General features: G+C 40.0%; 14 protein-coding genes and 2 tRNA genes. 10 read left to right on the forward strand and 6 right to left on the reverse strand.

The window, feature by feature from the left end; all coding sequences use genetic code 11:
- Positions 1–120: 120 nt before the first annotated feature.
- Positions 121–2,673: a U32 family peptidase gene (locus CAL7507_RS07705; protein ID WP_015127896.1), complete on the forward strand. Its 2,553-nt coding sequence runs from the start codon at positions 121–123 to the stop codon at positions 2,671–2,673.
- 63 nt (positions 2,674–2,736) lie between these two features.
- Here the strand turns inward: CAL7507_RS07705 and CAL7507_RS07710 are convergent, their stop codons facing one another.
- Together CAL7507_RS07710 and CAL7507_RS07715 are read right to left on the reverse strand one after the other, a co-directional pair.
- A complete protein-coding gene (locus tag CAL7507_RS07710) occupies positions 2,737–3,816 on the reverse strand; it encodes a hypothetical protein (RefSeq protein WP_015127897.1) in 1,080 nt (359 codons plus the stop codon).
- Positions 3,817–3,893: 77 nt separating this feature from the next.
- Complete coding sequence (locus CAL7507_RS07715; protein ID WP_015127898.1) at positions 3,894–4,874, reverse strand: hypothetical protein; 981 nt, start codon at positions 4,872–4,874, stop codon at positions 3,894–3,896.
- Positions 4,875–5,359: 485 nt separating this feature from the next.
- On the opposite strand from CAL7507_RS07715, the gene CAL7507_RS07720 reads away from it, so the two are divergent.
- The 4 genes from CAL7507_RS07720 (at position 5,360) to CAL7507_RS32655 (ending at position 9,917) form a co-directional block, all read left to right on the forward strand.
- Positions 5,360–6,112 (forward strand): response regulator transcription factor, encoded by a 753-nt coding sequence (locus tag CAL7507_RS07720; RefSeq protein WP_042341964.1) that lies wholly within the window; start codon positions 5,360–5,362, stop codon positions 6,110–6,112.
- A 53-nt stretch (positions 6,113–6,165) separates the two neighbouring features.
- Complete coding sequence (locus CAL7507_RS07725) at positions 6,166–7,497, forward strand: cell wall metabolism sensor histidine kinase WalK (protein ID WP_015127900.1); 1,332 nt, start codon at positions 6,166–6,168, stop codon at positions 7,495–7,497.
- Between the two features lie 29 nt (positions 7,498–7,526).
- Complete coding sequence (phoU, locus tag CAL7507_RS07730) at positions 7,527–8,195, forward strand: phosphate signaling complex protein PhoU (RefSeq protein ID WP_015127901.1); 669 nt, start codon at positions 7,527–7,529, stop codon at positions 8,193–8,195.
- Between the two features lie 387 nt (positions 8,196–8,582).
- Entirely contained in the window at positions 8,583–9,917 is a 1,335-nt protein-coding gene (locus CAL7507_RS32655; RefSeq protein ID WP_015127902.1) for a hypothetical protein, read from the forward strand.
- Between the two features lie 667 nt (positions 9,918–10,584).
- Here the strand turns inward: CAL7507_RS32655 and CAL7507_RS07740 are convergent.
- From CAL7507_RS07740 to CAL7507_RS07755, 4 genes are all read right to left on the reverse strand, one after another.
- Positions 10,585–10,656 (reverse strand) — tRNA-Thr (locus CAL7507_RS07740).
- Positions 10,657–10,743: 87 nt separating this feature from the next.
- A tRNA-Tyr gene (locus CAL7507_RS07745) sits at positions 10,744–10,829 on the reverse strand.
- A 75-nt stretch (positions 10,830–10,904) separates the two neighbouring features.
- Entirely contained in the window at positions 10,905–12,725 is a 1,821-nt protein-coding gene (locus CAL7507_RS07750) for an ABC transporter ATP-binding protein (protein ID WP_015127904.1), read from the reverse strand.
- Between the two features lie 267 nt (positions 12,726–12,992).
- Positions 12,993–13,772 (reverse strand): DUF6816 family protein, encoded by a 780-nt coding sequence (locus CAL7507_RS07755; RefSeq protein ID WP_042341968.1) that lies wholly within the window; start codon positions 13,770–13,772, stop codon positions 12,993–12,995.
- Between the two features lie 1,018 nt (positions 13,773–14,790).
- On the opposite strand from CAL7507_RS07755, the gene CAL7507_RS07760 reads away from it, so the two are divergent.
- From CAL7507_RS07760 to CAL7507_RS07785, 5 genes are all read left to right on the forward strand, one after another.
- Complete coding sequence (locus CAL7507_RS07760; protein WP_015127906.1) at positions 14,791–15,666, forward strand: DUF4388 domain-containing protein; 876 nt, start codon at positions 14,791–14,793, stop codon at positions 15,664–15,666.
- Positions 15,666–16,220: an ATP/GTP-binding protein gene (locus CAL7507_RS07765; protein WP_015127907.1), complete on the forward strand. Its 555-nt coding sequence runs from the start codon at positions 15,666–15,668 to the stop codon at positions 16,218–16,220. Before CAL7507_RS07760 ends, CAL7507_RS07765 begins: the two co-directional genes overlap by 1 nt.
- A gap of 641 nt (positions 16,221–16,861) precedes the next feature.
- The gene (locus tag CAL7507_RS07775) at positions 16,862–17,401 is read left to right on the forward strand and encodes an ATP/GTP-binding protein (RefSeq protein ID WP_015127909.1); all 540 of its coding nucleotides are present in this window, start codon (positions 16,862–16,864) and stop codon (positions 17,399–17,401) included.
- A gap of 65 nt (positions 17,402–17,466) precedes the next feature.
- A complete protein-coding gene (locus CAL7507_RS07780) occupies positions 17,467–17,922 on the forward strand; it encodes a roadblock/LC7 domain-containing protein (RefSeq protein WP_369750931.1) in 456 nt (151 codons plus the stop codon).
- A 55-nt stretch (positions 17,923–17,977) separates the two neighbouring features.
- A complete protein-coding gene (locus CAL7507_RS07785; RefSeq protein ID WP_015127911.1) occupies positions 17,978–18,439 on the forward strand; it encodes a hypothetical protein in 462 nt (153 codons plus the stop codon).
- Positions 18,440–18,445 lie beyond the last annotated feature (6 nt).

Consider the following 18,445-nt stretch of genomic DNA (forward strand, 5'->3'; position numbering starts at 1 on the left):
ATTTCAGTATTCCCAAGAATGATTTTGGTGTATCACTTGTTTGATTCAAAAGAGCGATCGCCTACCATCCACCAACAACTTCGATAAAATCACTATGATGATACTTAACTTCCAAGCCTGATGAAAAGCGATATCTCTGCCCAAACCACCTTTCAACGTCCTGAACTCCTCGCCCCCGCCGGTCATTGGGACTGTGCGAAAGCGGCGGTGGAAAATGGCGCAGATGCGATTTACTTTGGCTTGGAGCGGTTCAACGCTAGAATGCGGGCAGAAAATTTCACTGAGGCGGATTTACCTAAGTTGATGGCGTTTCTCCACCTCCGGGGAGTGAAAGGTTATGTCACCCTCAATACACTGATTTTTCCCCAAGAATTAAGAGAAGCAGAACAATATCTGCGTTCAATTATTGCCGCTGGAGTGGATGCGGTAATCGTGCAGGATGTGGGGATATGTCGTCTTATCCGTCACATTTCCCCCGATTTTCCCATCCATGCTTCCACTCAAATGACCATCACCAGTGCGGCGGGTGTAGAATTTGCTAAGTCTCTCGGTTGTCAGTTGGTGGTGTTGGCGCGGGAATGTTCCCTCAAGGAAATCAATAAAATTCAGCAGCAAATAGCACAACAAAATACTGCGCTGCCTTTGGAAGTCTTTGTTCACGGTGCTTTGTGTGTGGCTTATTCTGGCCAGTGTTTGACTAGTGAGGCTTTAGGTGGGCGTTCTGCTAATCGAGGCGAATGTGCCCAAGCTTGCCGAATGCCCTATGAGTTAATCGCAGATGGGGAGGTTGTGGATTTAGCAGAACGCAAATATTTACTCAGCCCCCAAGACCTTGCAGGGTTGGATGTGCTGCCCGATTTGGTGAAGTCTGGAGTCACTAGTCTCAAAATAGAAGGTCGGTTGAAATCACCAGAGTATGTTGCTAATGTCACCCGTGTTTATCGCCAAGCTTTAGATCGGGTGATGGCAGATTTAGTGAAAAATCAGGAGACAAGGAGACGAGGAAACGAGGAGAATTTCCCTACTCCTGAGGAACACTACAACCTGGAAATGGCATTTTCTCGCGGTATCTCCACAGGCTGGTTTCGCGGAATTGATAATCAAGAACTAGTTCATGCGCGTTTCGGTAAAAAGCGCGGGGTTTATTTGGGGGAAGTTACCCGCATCCGCAATGAACAGGTGACAATCTTGTTAGAAGCGCCAGTCAAGCCGGGGGATGGTGTGGTGTTTGATTGCGGTCATCCAGAAGCTAAGGAAGAAGGTGGTAGAGTTTATGCGGTGGTTCCCAAGGGTAAAGAGGCATTGCTAACCTTTGGTCGAGATGACTTAAACTGGCGGCGATTGCATGTAGGCGATCGCATTTGGAAAACTTCTGATCCAGAATTAGATAAGCAACTGCGTCAAAGTTTTGCGGGCGAGAATCCCCAATTTCAACGCCCCATACACTTAGAGGTATATGGAGAAGTTGGTCAACCACTGATTGCGATCGCCCGCGATGAACTTGGTAATATTGTTCAGATGGAATCTCTCATTTCTCTAGTAGAGGCACACACTAAACCACTAACCACAGAACGTTTACAAGAACAGCTGGGTCGTCTGGGTAACACCCCCTTCTGTTTAGGGAGGCTAACCAATCACCTCAGTGGTGCTGTGATGCTACCTGTGAGTGAATTAAACCGGATGCGGCGAGAAATTGTCACACAGTTAGAAGAATTACGCAGTCAACCTCAACGCTGGCAATTTAGTTCTACAGCCTCTTTAAAAGACCTACTTCCCTCTTCACCTCCCCCATCCCCCACATCCCCCTCACTCATTGTCCTAGTGCGAAGCCTAAAACAACTCCAAGCCGCACTACAGACTGGTGTGGAGACTCTTTACTGTGAATTTGAAGACCCCCGCGCCTATCAAGAAGCCGTGCAAATGGTACGCCAGTGGGGAGGTGGGGACAATAACCAATTCCCCATTCCCCAAATCTACGTTGCACCACCCCGAATTACCAAACCAGGAGAAAACTGGATTTTACAGCAAGTGCGTGCTTGCGAAGCCGATGGCTATTTGGTACGGAACTATGATCAAATAGAATTCTTTAAGGGCGATCGCTGTATCGGAGATTTTTCACTCAATGTTGCCAATCCTCTTACAGCGGATTATTTTCAGCAGCGTTTTAGCTTGAAACGATTAACTGCATCTTATGACTTGAATGTCAACCAACTAGAAGACCTCCTTAAAAGTTGTCCGCCCCAATGGTTTGAGGTAACAATTCATCAACATATGCCAATGTTCCACATGGAGCATTGCGTTTTTTGCGCCTTTCTCTCCACAGGAACAGACTACACCAATTGTGGACGACCTTGTGAAAAGCATGAAGTGAAATTAAAAGACCGCGTTGGTAGTGAACATGTTCTTAAAGCAGATGTAGGCTGTCGTAATACTGTATTTAACAGCACTGCTCAAACGGGAGCCGAATACGTACAGCGCCTCAAAGAACTGGGTTTACGCCATTTCCGCATCGAATTCGTCAATGAGACACCAGAGCAAGTGAGCAAAACCATACATCACTACCATCAACTACTGCAAGGTGAGATTACAGGTTCTCAACTCTGGCGCGAGTTAAAGTTGCAAAATCAGCTAGGTGTGACACGGGGACCTTTAAAAGATACCCGACTTTTTTGATAAGTCGGGTATCTGGAGGTTTTAGATTTACATCTTGAAAATCATCTCTGCAAAAAATCAGGTTTATTTGTTTTTCACCTGACTTTTTGCCTGTTCTAAGGCTATTTCTTTAATTGCTTGATACGAATTAACATTCGCAGTTCCTTCAATGGCTTTAACTGCTAAATCCTGGACTTGCTTAAGGGCAGATTCCAGTTGTTTAGAAAGGTTCTGAATTCGCGTTTCTTGATTGGTAATAGTTTGTTCTAGAGATTGTAATCTCTGTTCATAGAAACGTTTTTGCCCTTCCACTTCTTTACCATATAAATCTGATTTAATCTTGGCTTGATAGTGAGCAATTCCTTTACCTTCCTCCGTCGCCTTTTTGATAGCAGCTTCTTTGTCTTTAGGTAATGCTTCTACCTTAGCTTTATATTCTTCAAACTGTTTTTCTCTTTCAAAAATTAACTTCTCTCGTTCAGCCCACTGTTTTTCTGTTTCTTGTTGTAGTTCTTCTAGTTGATTATTTAGTAACTTTTGTTGTTGTTCATATTCATCTTTTTCTAGTTTTCTTTGGAGTTCTAAATTATATTTATACTCTGCCTCATCCCTTTGCCGAACTCTTTTAATGTCTTCATTCCTTTCCTTAGTTACGCGGCTATTTTCTTCTTGTTCTCTTACCCAGGTTTTTCTTTGCTCATCTATTTCTTGTAATAATACTTCTTTACGCTGGCTAAACTCAGCTTCATAAGTCTTGGAATTATTTTCATACGATTCGATGAGAGTATCCAATATATCTTCAGAAATTTCTAAGCTATGCAATTGTGTTAATTGCTCTACTTCCTTTCCTACAGCTTCCCTAATTCCTCCTAATTTAGCAGCTTGTGTAGTTAGCTGTTCAGACAATTCATTGGCTGCACTACTAAAGCCCAATTGAATCTTCGCTAAACTTTCAATCGTATTATTCATTTTTTGCTGGATTGTAGATGGCTGACTCATAGATATTTTTGGCTCTGCTAATGGTCTTTCTTTAGTTACAGATTGCTGCTCTTTGAGTAATTGATTTAGTTGAGACTTAGCTGCTATAGTTTCTTTAGCTAACTCTTCATATGCTTGAAGAATTTCCACTTTGGTATTTTTATCATTCGGTTTTTTGAGTGCCATGCAAATTCTCCTAATTTAAAGTAGGGTGGGCAGTGCCCACCATGTCCGGGTTTTGGTGGGCACTGCCCACCCTACAACTATTTGGTAGTAGTATCGAAAGCTCGCATTGCTAAATCTTGCGCTTGTTTTAAAGCTGTTTGTAACTGAGCGGAAATACCTTCTATCTGTGCAGTTTGTTTCTGAATAGTTTCTTCTAAAGACTTAATTCTTAATTCGTAATTTTGCTTGCCGGATTCCCACTCTTTCTCAAATAAATCTGCTTCGACTTTAGCCTTTTGACTTGTATCTTTAATTGCTTCTTCCCTAGCTTTTTTAACTGCTTCTTCCAATTCTTGAGGAAATGCTGTTACTTTTTGTTGATATTCTGTAAATAAAGGTTGACGCTCAGTGAGGATCTTTTCTCGTTCAGCCCAGTTTTTATCTTTTTGTTGAGTAGTTTCTTGAATATCTCGTTCTAATTTACGCTTTCTCGCCTCGTAAGCATCTGTAGTTAGTTTTTGCGTGGTTGCTAATTTATATTGGTATTCTTCTGTTTCAGAAGAGCGTTGTTTAGCTAATAATTCGTTGTATGCTTGCAGTGCTTCTTCATATTCTGCTTGCTCTTTTTGCCATTCTTTCCGCCTAGTTGTGATTTCTTTCTCTAGCGCTTCTTGCTTACTAGCGATATCTTGTTCTAGGGTCTTTAAATTTTCTTGGTGTTCTTGAGTTAAAATATCTAAAACATCTGCTACGACTCTAATTTGCTGAAGCTCTTGTAAGTGTTGAGTTTCAATTTCTATAGCCCGGTTTAGTTCATCTAGCTTGGAGTTTTCTTTCGCTAGTTTTTCTGATAGCGCATTAACAATGCTACCAAACTCTAATTGTAAATCTGCTAAACCTTTAACAATACTATCGACAGTGTATGTAGAAGCAGCTTCTAAAAGTTCTTGATTTTTTGCCTTTTCTGCTTCTTCTTGTTTGGTGGCTATCTTCGATTCTAGTTTTTTCCTTTCTGTCAAAATTTGTTGAAATGCTTGCATTAGTTGTTGTTTACTGTCTTTGACTGCAACTGTAGTCATAACTCCAACTCCCTTATGTGTGTGATAATTTACAGGGTAGCAAGCCATACCAAGACTTACCCTATGCAGACATTAGAGTAGCTTCTCTGGCAGCGTTTCTAGTGCAGTGTAAATACTGAAACGATGCATCGCATAACACTTGGTTACGGTGAAAAATTAACCGCACAAGTGCCTTCATGGTTTCTGAGATGAAGTTTTCTCTGTGAAATTTAATAGTACTTTTGTACTAAAATTGTACTTAACTTAATCTGCTATTGTCAAGACATAATCAAAGCGATAATTAAAGATTAAACACGCTAAATCTCCAAAAAATTCTTCACAGCTTGCACCCTAAATAATTTATAATTTTGTGGGTGTTGTAATTTATGCTACTTTTAATCAGGCAAGTCGCTATGCACAAAGCGTAGATGTACTGAGGTTAAATGCTTGATCAAGCAATTCACAGTCTTAAATACCAGCACAAACCCGAAATTTTTGTGATATCAATGTACACCAGCGAATCGACTAAGTTTTCTGCCAGAGCGGACATAGGACAAACAAGCCGCATTCTTGTAGTAGAAGATGAAGAACTAATCAGGGAAATGTTAGTTGTGGCATTGGAAGAGGAAGGTTATGGAGTAGTCACAGCTACTGATGGGCGGATGGCTGTAGAATATCTCAAAAACTTTGAGCCAAACTCAGGGGAAGTCTCCTTTGACTTGGTGATTCTGGATTTGATGTTGCCACAGATCAATGGGCTGGACATTTGCCGCTTGCTGCGTCATCAAGGCAACCCAGTACCGATTATGATGCTAAGTGCTAAAGGTAGTGAAACTGACCGTGTCCTGGGCTTAGAAGTGGGCGCAGATGACTATTTGACGAAGCCTTTCAGTATGCGTGAGTTGGTGGCTCGGTGTCGCGCTCTACTCCGGCGCCAGCGCTTGAGTACTTTGCCCCAATTACCAGTATTAAAGTACAAAGATGTGACTTTGAACCCGCAAGAGTGTCGTGTACTGGTTCGCAATCAAGAAGTGAGCTTGTCGCCTAAAGAATTCCGCCTCCTAGAACTGTTTATGAGTTATGCGCGTCGTGTTTGGTCGCGGGAACAGTTGCTAGATCAGGTCTGGGGTCCGGATTTTGTGGGGGATAGTAAAACTGTAGATGTTCACATCCGCTGGCTCAGGGAAAAACTTGAGCAAGACCCTAGTCGTCCTGAGTATATTGTGACTGTGAGAGGTTTTGGTTACAGATTTGGATAATTGGTGACGATAATTGTTAGTTTTTAGTTGTCACAAAGCAACTAATGACTTAAATGTTTTTATTGGGATTTTGTCTGGGTTTGGCGGTGGGTGTTGGGTTTTGGATTTGGCAACAGATTCAGCTGAACCGCTATTTGGGGGGAGTACTCAAACCTTTAAATTCCTATTCTTCCTCAGTGGCGCTACCGTTGATGCCCCGCTTGCGGCAAGAAATTGCTATGGTGAAGCAACACCGACAAGATTTGCAGCGATCGCTAGAAACTTACCAACAATTGCTGGACTTCGCACCACTAGGCTATTTACAGGTGGATGAAGAAAATCAACTGCTCTGGTGCAATCAGCAGGCAAGAAAGATATTATATCTAGAACGCTGGCAACCAGGGCAAGTGCGCTTATTGCTGGAGTTAGTACGTTCTTATGAACTTGACCAGTTAATTGAGCAAACTCGTGATTCTCAAAAACCGCAGTTAAGAGAGTGGGTGTTTCACCCCTCTTGTGAGAATGCCGCAGAAATGTTGATAATAAAATCTCTGGCTTTGCGGGCATCTAGCTTACCCTTAGACCAAGGGCAAGTAGGAGTGTTTCTGGAAAATTGCCAACCCCTGCTCGATATAAATCAAATACGCGATCGCTCTTTTTCTGATTTAGCACACGAACTCAGAACACCCCTAACTTCCATTCGCTTGGTGGCGGAAACATTGCAAAACCGCTTAGAACCACCGTTAAATCGCTGGGTTAACCGCCTGATGCAGGAAGTTGACCGATTGATTAACCTGGTACAAAGTTGGTTGGAACTCACCCAAATGGAAACGAATCCAACCATTCAATTAAATCCCGAAGCAGTGGAAGTGCGATCGCTGGTATCATCTGTGTGGGAGACACTAGAACCATTAGCACAACGGCTGCATCTAACTCTCACCTATTCTGGAGTTGAAAACCTCTGGATCAAGGCCGATCGCTCTCGAATCTACCAAGTATTTCTTAACTTGTTGGATAACAGCATCAAATATAGCCCCCCTTGTGCAAGCGTTCGCATCGAAGCCAAAATTTTGCCGGAAAAAGATACTCATCAAAGTAATCCTGGTTCCCATTACTTAGAAATCAACGTCATTGACTATGGTGTAGGGTTTTCGGAAGCGGATTTACCCCATGTTTTTGAGCGATTTTACCGAGGAGACAAAGCTCGATACCGTTCTCCAGTGGAAGAAAGTAATTCTACAACAGCGATCGTTGGTAGTGGGTTGGGTTTAGCGATCGTTCGGCAAATTGTTCTCGCTCATGGCGGTTCAATTAAAGCCATGAATCATCCCGAAACTGGAGGCGCGTGGATACAAGTCCAACTCCCAGAAATTATGGCAAATACCCTTAGTCAAGACTATAGTTAAAGAATATATTCACGTTTGAAACTACAAGTGTGAACGCAGCCATTTATAGTCCCAATCCTGATAGATCCCAGCTAGCGCGTGCCATGAGGCGCTTAGAACGCGATGTATTACGTATGGGAGCTTTGGTGGAACAATCATTTCGCCTCAGTCACCAAGCGTTATTGGCTCGCGATTTAACAGCAGCGGCGGAACTTCCCCGATTAGATAAAAAAATTGATCGTTTTTATAGACAAATAGAATCAGACTGCACAGCAATTATGACCTTGCAAGCTCCCACGGCTCAAGATTTGCGCTGTTTGAGTGCTTTTATGCAACTAGTGCGAGATTTAGAGCGGATTGGAGATTATGCTAAGGACTTAGCTAAAATCGCCATTAAGATTTTTCCTTATCCACCTCATGATTCTTTACCAGAAATTGCCGTCATGTCACATCATGCTCAGGCGATGCTAGCCACAAGCTTGGTGGCTTTGGCAGATTTGGATGAAGCTGGAGGACGAAGCATCAAGCGCTTAGATGACGCTGTAGACAACGCATATGATCGCCTTTATCAAACTTTAGCCTTTCAACGAGATGTTCAAGGTGTAGTCGAGCCAATTGTCCTGCTAGCACTAGCAATTCGTTGTTTAGAACGCATGGCAGATCATGCGACTAATATCGGTCAACGAGTAGCATACATCGTCACTGGTCAACGCTCTTAAGACTTATTCAGCTATTTTTCCCTGATCCCAAATATAAATTTTCTCACACACCGACTACAGCGGTTTAAGTTGCTCTAAAAACTGATGCCAATTTGAAAAAAGAATGCGACAAATAGTAAGGGCGAACGGTTGTTCGCCCTTACTTAGCGAAAATTCATCTGTCGCAAAGATTATTTAAATTGGTATGAGAATCAAGACATTTTTGTTCAATAGTCAATTCATAGTCAAAAATGTGCATCAAGGACTCTTGTTGAATCTTTAACAAAGGCTCAAAGCCTTAATTTACGATCAGGAAATACAAGTATTATAAGTAACCTCACTCAGGCATATTCTAAGTATGAGCAGTTATTCTCGTAATCATGAGAGTATCACTAACATCAATTGAATATGGAATATGCAAGAGCAATGGCTTTAGGTGGTCAAAAAGTTTATGCAGATAATTGTAATTTTTCTTCCTACGACGAGCTTAAATTGCGTTGTTATGTATGTGGAGAACCTGTTTATCTGAAAAAGGGTGAGTATAGAAAACCTCATTTTGCTCATTTTCATGTCACTAGTTCTAGACAAGTAGAAGAATGTAACCTGAGAGTATCAGCCGATGGCAATGGTACAAAAACAAGTAGCTTGGTTGAGAATAGGGGACAAAGATTAGAGATATTTCAACAACATTTTTTAAGTATGATTTCTGTTGATCAAGAAAAAGTTATTAATAATATTAAATCTAATAGCTGGATTGATTCAATCAAGCGTGACAATAACCAAGCAATTAATAATATTATTAAAGATTGTAGTCAATACTTTCTAACTCATTATCGACTCATGGAAGATAAGTATATTCTTCCTTTAGCTAAAATCAAAGATAAACAAATCTTGCTTCAGCAGCAAATAGCTTTAGAGGCAATAGATTATTTGTGTATTAAATCTAGTGCGAAATTGTTAGAATATTTAATTTATTATAGTATTTTCAAATTATATGAACATGAACAATACAAGCTATTTAAGCGAGAATTTACAACAAAAGACATAGATAATATCTGTCATTTTGCCATTAAGATAATTATATCTAATAATTGGATAGAAGTATTTGAAAATATTATTAAAATTAACAAAAGTAACTCTATTCCGGTTAATAGTGATAATCTTACTAAGGACACATCTAGTAACTATCAAGACGGATTAGAAATTCAGATACCAGAAACACCCGTTAAACCAGTAACACCAAAACAAGAACAAATAGAACTAGTAAACGGTGGTTATATCGGTAATCCAAAAGGTGTTAAAACTAAAAGATCAATAGGTGTAAAACTACCGACAGGTATACAAAAAAACTTAGATGTAACGATTGTATCTAGAGTTTTCATATGCAGCGAATTGAAACACCTTGGCAAATTACAACTGAGGTTAACTGATACTAATTCGATTCTGTTAATTAACTCTCAAAACAGAATTGTAGGTACTGTTGCATATATATCAGGATATAAGCATCAAATGATGATAACACCATTAAATCCTAATGGTAGTAAGACAACTGTAACGATATTTAATTGGGATTTTAACAGTGATTTTAAATTCCCTACTGAGCAGTTAAGACCTCATGTTAATAGGTTATTAGAGGAGTGTAATAAGTCAATTGTAAAATATAAGGAAAATAGAGAGAAGGCGGAACTTACAGCAGAACAACGTAAGAAAAAAGCAATAATAAGCTCCTTTCAGAGAAAATAACGGCTAGTGTCCTAACGGTTACTGTCCTAAGTATGACGTTAAACTGTTAGTATTAGTTTCGAGTGACTATAGTAGTTATTTCATTAATCATACTAGGTTAACTATATTAAGTAATATCAGTTATTGCAGTTATAGATTTTATAGTTAAATATATAATATATTTATATTATATTTTCTTAATGCGATATGAGTTATTTAGATTACTGTACTCGCACCTCAACACGTTTAACCATTTTCAATTTTATTTTCATTAGGTTAACTAACCTTAATTAAAGTCGCTTCAGTCAAAAATGCAGTAGTTTGGATATATTTAAAAAAATCTCTAATTTGTTGATAATGTAAGGATTTTTCAAATATTGTTGTGACTAGCATTATTTTGCACTTACTGCGATAAACCTCCATAACAGGCGATGTATTCCTTTAGGTTGTATGACACCTAAAACTGAAAATAGAGGTCTTAGAAGCGGAAATAGCAGTACTTCTTAATATACGTGGTGATTAATCCACAAAGTAAGTTGTTGATAAAAATATATTATCAATAATTATAATTTGATAAGTAATTCTGTTATACAACTTCTATGCAACTAAATCGATGTAAAGCGATACTGGTAGAGTACAGCCAATGTATGCAACTAGGAGAATTCGTTGTTTTTTCAACGATTCAACAAGCCCGTGACGAGGATTGAACTCGTGACCTCACCCTTACCAAGGGTGTGCTCTACCACTGAGCCACACGGGCAAAAAACGATTTTTAGTTTTTAAGCTAGGAGTTATAAGGCTGTGACATTTACAATCACCCAGCTATTATAACTCATAACTTTAGAAGTGGTGGGCCGGGCTGGATTTGAACCAGCGTAGGCGTAAACCAACGGATTTACAGTCCGTCTCCATTAACCACTCGGACACCGACCCATTTGTCTCACGATTATCAACAGTAGCACTGGTTTCTAGAAATTGCAAGGGGTTAAAGAAAAATAGCGCACCTTGCTAATTCAACAGTTCCCCTGTTTCTTGCAGAGAGTGCAAGCGGCGATAAATACCCTCTTGACGTAAGAGTTCTTCGTGATTACCGACTTCTACAATCTTTCCTTGATCTAGAACCACGATCTTATCGGCTTCGCGTACCGTACTCAGACGGTGAGCAATGATAATCGTAGTGCGAGTTCCCTGAATCGATCGCATCGCTAGTTGAATTGAGCGCTCAGACTCATAATCTAGACTAGAGGTAGCTTCATCAAAAACCAGTACGTCTGGTTCCACTAACAAAGCTCTAGCAATTCCTAAACGCTGTCTTTGTCCTCCAGACAGCCTCACACCACGTTCGCCGACAACAGTGTAATAACCCTTAGATAGCTGCTGCACTACATCATCGACTCTAGCAATCCTACAGGCTTCCTGAACCTGCTCAAAGCTAGCGTCTGGCTTCCCATAAGTCAGGTTATCCAGCAAAGTACCGTTAAAAATGTCTACTTCTTGATGAACGATCGCCAATCTTCGTCTATATTTACCCACATCCAAGGTGCGAATATCTTGTCCATCAATCAAAATCTGACCTTCTTGAGGTTCAAAATACCGCAACAACAACTTAACTAAAGTGGACTTACCCGAACCTGAACGCCCTACCAATGCTACTGTTTGATATGGTTCAATCAGTAAATTGATATCTTGTAAAACTTTGCGGTTGGCATCATAGCCAAAACCAAGATGCGAAAACTCAACTTTGCCAGTAAATCGATAGGGTGATTCTGCTTGATATTCCTCTTCTAAAAGCTTCTCGCCATCAACAACCGATGGTTCTTGGAGAAATTCATGAAACCGTATCATTGAAGAATAGCGCCGAGCAAAAACTTCTGCTAAAGTACTCATCGGTTGAATCTCAGCATAAGCCATACTAGAAAGAGTTAAAGTCGTGATAAAATGACCTAAAGAAATTTTCCCGTTTACTGTTGCGGCTAAAGTTAAACCTAACACCATAAATACACCAAACTGAACTAGAGTTCGTTGCCAAGTACCAAGTTTGACGTAACCTTTATGGATGCGATAATCAACTACTGTTAGCTCTCTTTCTAACCGCTGCTTTTGCCGCTTTAGTTCCTCAGACTCTGTCGCAAATGCTTTAACAGTCTTGATGTTGGTGATAATTTCCGAAGTGCGACTTTCTGTTGTTTCTGCATATTTATCTACACGATTATCGTGCCAAATCAGCCGTTTTAACTTCGATAAGCTAAAAATGAGGATAATGACAAAAGTAATCAGAAAGAAAATCGCAATTCGCCATTCAATCAACCAAATACACACAAAAATTGCCAGCACTCGGAGCATTTTAGGAATCATCTGTCCGGCGACTTCGGGATAAGTCCACGTATGATTACTCACACCTCTAGCCACTCGTCCAGCAATTCTTCCAGGGTTATTCTCATCAAAAAATTCTAGTGGTAGGGTGAGAATTTTTTCTATGGCTTTTTGACTCTGAATGCGACGCGTCTTTAAAGCTATATCCCAGTGAAACCAATTGGTTAACCAAGGTTCAGTCGGCGCTCTCAATACTGTCACCGCAAAAATTAACCCCAGTAATACACCTAAAGATAGAAGTTTATCTGCTGGGTAATTGATAGCGTCAGAAAAAGTAGCGATCGCTCCTTGCAATGGTCTGTCTAATTGTTCACCAGACAAGACGTTTAAAATCTGCCCGATCGCATAAGGCACAACCAAATCAATAACTTCGTAAAAGCTGGATGCTGTAATACTAAAGATACTCAGCCCCCAGTAGGGACGAAAATAATCAACAATATCTCGGAATTTTGCCATGATGCACACCTTCCAAGAGCGCGAGCGTTAGCTTGGAAATTATATACTACATGTGTATTACGATGTAGTCAAGAGTCAATCCACTAAATCATTCTTGAGAATTAAGTAGAAAAATGTAAAATACCTACCACTCAAGGGAGTCAGAATTCAGGAAGAGGGAGTGTGCGACTCTGGATTCCCAAAGTTGTCCAAATTACCGTTCAGCAAATAAATTCTGTCTCCTGTCTCCTGACTTCTGAATTCTTAATATCAGGTTGAGATTTTTGACTATTGTGCAGGAATAAATTCTAGACGATAGCGATAAAGAGCAACTGGCCGAGAATCTGCAGCAAAGTAATCTGGATCTTGAGGGGAAAGGTAGACAGCCGTCACTTGATCTGCTTCTATTCTTGGTTGAGATGTAGCAAGTTGACGATAGGCAGTAGTAGATTCAACAGAGTTAAAATAGGGAGTAGCACCACCTTTAAATAATTGCTGAAACACTTCTGTAGTAATGAATTGAGCATCAGGGGTAGTTTCCGTGGCGCGGGCGGTGACAATGGAAACTAGCTGGCGCTCACCACGCAATAAGGTAATCTGACGATTAGGTGAGTCGGGATCTACTTTGACTGATAACACAGCTTCATCCCCTAAATAAGCCCGTGCCAAATTCAAACTATTAAATACTCTATCTGCCACTAAAATTGGTAATTTTTTATCTATCCCAGGCAGAATTTTTAAATTAGAAGCAGAGGGTTTACCTTCAATAAATCTTACCAGGAAACTTACAGGCTGATTTAATTGTCTGCGATTCGCTGCAAATCCTGGTGTCACAATATTTGGCGCTAAAGGCGCAACCAAATCTACTAACGTACTTGTAACCCGCCAAGAACCCGCCATCCAATTTGGATAACCCAAATCCCCTACAGCCGGTTTGACAGAATTTAGCTTTTCCCACTGGGGAAAATTTGCCAGCCGTTCAGACAATTCCCCTGCGGTAGCATTCCCACTCCCCAATAGCAAAAAAACTATCAAACAAAAACTCCAAATTACTCTTATAGCAAGCATCTGCATGGTTATATTACCTAATATTAATTTTTTAGTGATTAAATACTTTAGGACTTACGCATTGACAGGAAATGCAAAATATGCGCGACAGACAAAACACATCTTTCGTAGGGGTTTAGCAGTGCTAAACCCTCCATAGCAAGGATATGTTTACCATAAAAGTCATGATTGATCAAAGCCGGAAATTTCTTATTTTGGTTAATGCATACAATAATTAATTTGTACAGTGGGTAAGTCCTATACTTATTCAATCAGAAATTGTGTTGCATTTTTTTACTAAAGTTAATACATATAGAAATAAACTCAATAAAAACATCACCCCTCACCTATAAATACGTATGAATGAGTTATTGTCATCCCGCGAAGATTTTTTATTTAAAAGAATTTATATAGATTAATGAGTATTGAGTCTTACGCTGTAATGAACCAAAAGAAGTCTGTGTATTGGGTATTCGTAACTGAGAACTCTGGAATAGGAAGAATCTAGTTAGCATTAACGGTAATATAAAGAGAGATCCAGCAAAATACATATCAGTATTTTTAGTAACCTAAATTTTGCAAAAATACGTATATTTACGCAAGCAAATAGTTTATTAGTAAAATTACTTATTTTAATAATAAGAGCGTATAATTTATGATTCTAATTATGCATCAGTAAAAGCATAAGTAGCTTTTGACTAAAACAAGTCAAAAACTTGCAAGTTGGCAAGCAGTTTTCTATCGTTAGGGAAGCATATTACTGGATTTACTTAATACATTGAATTGTGTGCATATCATCAGAGAAATATGCATTCATTCTTCTGTATCTTTTGAGTAAAGAGATCAAAAACAGGGTGGTAATGTTGTCACAATTTAATGTGCCAACTAGTGTTCTATCCCATTAATTTTGACGGTTAAGGAGACGCGATAAATCGCCATCTCTACCGGGTTTTGATGACAAACCAGTCAACACTTTTGGGACAGACAACTAGCCTGTAGAACAGGTTAGTAGAAATTGATTTTTATACCTTTTACACTAATGACTCTATCTAGTTCTTTTACAGATTTTTCCTTGGCTGAATTGTTTCAATTGATTGACCAAGGACGCAAATCTGGTTGCTTAAGTGTTTGTACCTTACCAGACCTTTATGCTCCAGGATCTAAATCTCACTATTACTATATTTGGTTTCGACAAGGACGCATTGTCGCTACTGCTAATCGCTTAAATGGTGGAGGTTTAGCATCTAAAATTGCCCAACGTGGATGGATAAACCAGCTAGATTTGCAACAGATCCATTTGTTAGCATCTGCAACACCTCTGGGTTTGAATTTAAAAACTCAAGAAGTGCTGAGTGCTGAACAGCTAAACCTCTTATTTGCTAGTCAATTACAGCAAGTGCGAGAGCTGTTTGAAATTCAGACAGGTGTATTTAAACTCGATACCAAAGCTACCGTACCCTGGAAAGAAATGACAGGATTAAGCCTGAGAGCAATTGAAGTGGCGCTGATGGCTTTAAGAGTGTTGAAAAACTGGGGAGTGATGGCTGATGCACTTCCAGATGCTGACTTTGGTATCCAAAGCATTATACAAAGTAAACCAAATTTGCGCTTGGATGCTTTTGAATGGCAAGTATGGGAATTTGCTAATGGTAGTGTTTCGATTAGAGCGATCGCATCTCAACTCCATCAACCAATCATGAAAGTTCAGCAAGCTGCTTTTCGTTTAATGCTGGCTGGATTGGTAGAAGAAGTTACCGTGATTAATTCTACACCAGATTTGGATGACTACCCTTTGGATGTTAGCTGGATCAATTCTTCTATTGTCGAATCTAAAAAATATCCAGCGCCAGAAACACAACAAGTAAATACAGCTTTTTTACAAAATTTGGTTGGGTTTTTAAGGAGTAAGACTTAATGGCAATCTTACGTATTGTGGTTACGGGTGGGGTATCCGCAGGCAAAACGAGCTTCATTCGGACTATTAGTGAAATTCAAGCTGTTGATACTGACAGGAAAGCTACAGATGAAACTGCACTAATTAAAGCTCAAACTACTGTAGCTATGGACTTTGGCATCCTTTCTATAGGACAAAATCAATCTTTGCACCTTTATGGTACTCCTGGACAGACTAGATTCGATTTTATGTGGGATATCCTCATTCGGAAGGCTCATGCTTACATCTTGCTAGTAGATGCTCACCGTCCTGAACAATTTCGGTATAGTCGAAAAATTTTGAACTTCATGAAGCAGCGGGTAAAGATTCCTTATCTGATTGGCGTGACTCATACCGATTGTCCAGATGCTTGGGAAATAGAAGATGTCGCACTAGCTTTAGGAATTTTGGATCAATCTGATTGTCCGCCTTTGATCAATGTCAATGCTACAAACGAAGCATCCGCGAGGAATGCTTTGATTACGCTCATTCAAGAATTAGCCAATTGCAATCAATACCAACTCCAGTCAAAGTAAAGAGCGTAAATTTAATAACTCATAGAGATGTAATTATAAATACTATCAATTTTGTATATTTACTGTGAGATGGAACGTCTGTGTTAGAGGGCGGGGTTTCCCCGCCCCTAAGGGTTGACGGGAATTTAGAGTATCTAATAACCTCACATACATCAAAAATGTATTTGGCGTCGAGTATTATGAGATACATTTATTTGATAAAAAAATATAATCATTTATTCTCACGCAAATAAATTATTACTAGTGTACAATTTCAAGTAATACAAGCCTTAAAAACATTGGGTGTGCAATACCAGATGTAATTAATCTACAAATTGCATCTTTGGAGAAAAATAGTTGTTGTAAAAGTTCCCAAAGAAGACCGAAACTACTAATGTGCTTCAAAGATTCATTTGCACTAGTCAGGTCAATGTAGGCGATTCTAGTTGCCTTCACCCTACCTAAAAACAGGTTCAAAATTACCATACCTATTAAAAATATAGGAATCTGATTTGATTATTGAAAAAATCTAAGTATCTGTAGGCAGGGCTATGCCTTACAAAACCATGATACGGTGGGCAATGCCCACCCCACTATGTATATTTCAAAAATCAAATACTAATCCTATATGTTATGGAGGTATTAGACTGGCGGAGGTTTAGATGAACACCCTACGCGTGGTGATTACAGGTGGCGTAGGCGCTGGGAAAACAAGCTTTGTTCGCACTATTAGTGACACAGAAGTCGTTGATACTGACAAAAAAGCTACAGATGAAATAGTGAAGATAAAAGCTCAAACTACAGTAGCTTTGGACTTTGGATATCTTGCAATAGCACCTAGTCAATCACTTTACATTTATGGCACACCAGGACAACCTCGATTTGACTTTATGTGGGATATCCTGATTCGCAGAGCTAATGCTTACATTCTCTTAGTAGCTGCTCACCGCCCAGAAGATTTCCGCTATGGTAGTCAGATTCTGGATTTTGTCAATCAAAGGGTGCAAATTCCCATGCTGATAGGACTGACTCATACAGATTGTCCTGGTGCTTGGGGGATGGAAGACATAGCGATCGCTTTGGGAATGCAAAATTCCCCCGACAGGCCACCTTTAATAGTTGTCAATACTACCAAAAAGGCTTCAGTTACAGAGGCTATACAAGCACTCATCCAAGAAATCACGAAAACCTCCATATTGTAGGGAGCTGATGAGCCTTAATGTATTTGGGCAATATCCTCAAGCTACTCTCAAGAACATTTAGCCAAATGTTCATGGAAACAGGCGACGCATTAGAGTCGTCAAGCAATCCGCATAGTCAACCAGCTTTACCAAAAATTACTGAGGAAAAACGTATGATTAACGTTTCAATGCTACAAGAGATTCTGCAAAACTTTGTGAGTGGCACATCTAACGTGCAGGGCGCTGCTTTGGTCAGCCCTGATGGTCTGGCTTTGGCTTCGGTACTACCAACAGATATGGATGAAGACAGAACTGCAGCGATGTCAGCCGCGATGCTTTCATTAGGTGAACGCATTGGTAGCGAATTAGTTCGCGGTACCATTGATCGGATTGTTGTTGAAGGCGAGAAAGGCTTTGGTGTCGTAGTTAGCTGTGGACCCGAAGCCGTTTTATTGGTTTTATCCAGTGCTGCTGCTAAACAAGGTTTATTATTTTTAGAAATTAAACGTGCTGTTGCTCAAATTGCTCCCCTGGTAGCTTAACTAAAAATACGGGCATTGCAGAAATCAGGAAGGAAATTTTGGAGGAGAATCCTTGATGTTACGTCCAATATTGGGAGATTTCAGCAGTATTATCTGTTTCAAAGCGGCAATTTCAGGTATGGAAGAGGCTTTGGGTGAAAAAGCCACTGCGATCGCTCTAACTTCTGCAGGTCGCAGTCGTGGTAAACAATTAGCAGAGGAATTAGGCTTAATCGGGACAAACCTGGCTTTAGAAGATGTTGTCTACAAGCTAGGGTTAGCCTTAGGTAAAGATGGCACTTGTCTGTGCATCATCAATAAAGTTGAGACAGAAAGTGATGTGATTAAAATCTACACTTCTGAAACTTTATGTTCTGCGGGTGAGTCCCCGGGTTCACCACGTAAATGTACTTACACACTAGGTGCTGTTTGGGGTGCATTAGAACAGGTTTTAGGTAAGCGATTGCTGGGAAAACATACGGAATCTATTCTCCGTGGTGGCAGCCATGATGTGTTTGAGTTTACTCAATTGAAATGATTATGG

Source organism: Calothrix sp. PCC 7507 (assembly GCF_000316575.1).
Taxonomy (GTDB): Bacteria; Cyanobacteriota; Cyanobacteriia; order Cyanobacteriales; family Nostocaceae; genus Fortiea.

What these genes read in the sequence shown, in the direction of transcription:
- CAL7507_RS07750 (WP_015127904.1), bottom strand. Translation starts at nt 12,725, where the DNA reads ATGGCAAAATTCCGAGATATTGTTGATTATTTTCGTCCCTACTGGGGG.
- CAL7507_RS07775 (WP_015127909.1), top strand. Translation starts at nt 16,862, where the DNA reads ATGAACACCCTACGCGTGGTGATTACAGGTGGCGTAGGCGCTGGGAAA.
- CAL7507_RS07715 (WP_015127898.1), bottom strand. Translation starts at nt 4,874, where the DNA reads ATGACTACAGTTGCAGTCAAAGACAGTAAACAACAACTAATGCAAGCA.
- CAL7507_RS07725 (WP_015127900.1), top strand. Translation starts at nt 6,166, where the DNA reads ATGTTTTTATTGGGATTTTGTCTGGGTTTGGCGGTGGGTGTTGGGTTT.
- CAL7507_RS07720 (WP_042341964.1), top strand. Translation starts at nt 5,360, where the DNA reads ATGTACACCAGCGAATCGACTAAGTTTTCTGCCAGAGCGGACATAGGA.
- CAL7507_RS07765 (WP_015127907.1), top strand. Translation starts at nt 15,666, where the DNA reads ATGGCAATCTTACGTATTGTGGTTACGGGTGGGGTATCCGCAGGCAAA.
- CAL7507_RS07755 (WP_042341968.1), bottom strand. Translation starts at nt 13,772, where the DNA reads ATGCTTGCTATAAGAGTAATTTGGAGTTTTTGTTTGATAGTTTTTTTG.
- CAL7507_RS07705 (WP_015127896.1), top strand. Translation starts at nt 121, where the DNA reads ATGAAAAGCGATATCTCTGCCCAAACCACCTTTCAACGTCCTGAACTC.
- CAL7507_RS32655 (WP_015127902.1), top strand. Translation starts at nt 8,583, where the DNA reads ATGGAATATGCAAGAGCAATGGCTTTAGGTGGTCAAAAAGTTTATGCA.
- CAL7507_RS07760 (WP_015127906.1), top strand. Translation starts at nt 14,791, where the DNA reads ATGACTCTATCTAGTTCTTTTACAGATTTTTCCTTGGCTGAATTGTTT.
- CAL7507_RS07710 (WP_015127897.1), bottom strand. Translation starts at nt 3,816, where the DNA reads ATGGCACTCAAAAAACCGAATGATAAAAATACCAAAGTGGAAATTCTT.
- CAL7507_RS07780 (WP_369750931.1), top strand. Translation starts at nt 17,467, where the DNA reads ATGTTCATGGAAACAGGCGACGCATTAGAGTCGTCAAGCAATCCGCAT.
- CAL7507_RS07785 (WP_015127911.1), top strand. Translation starts at nt 17,978, where the DNA reads ATGTTACGTCCAATATTGGGAGATTTCAGCAGTATTATCTGTTTCAAA.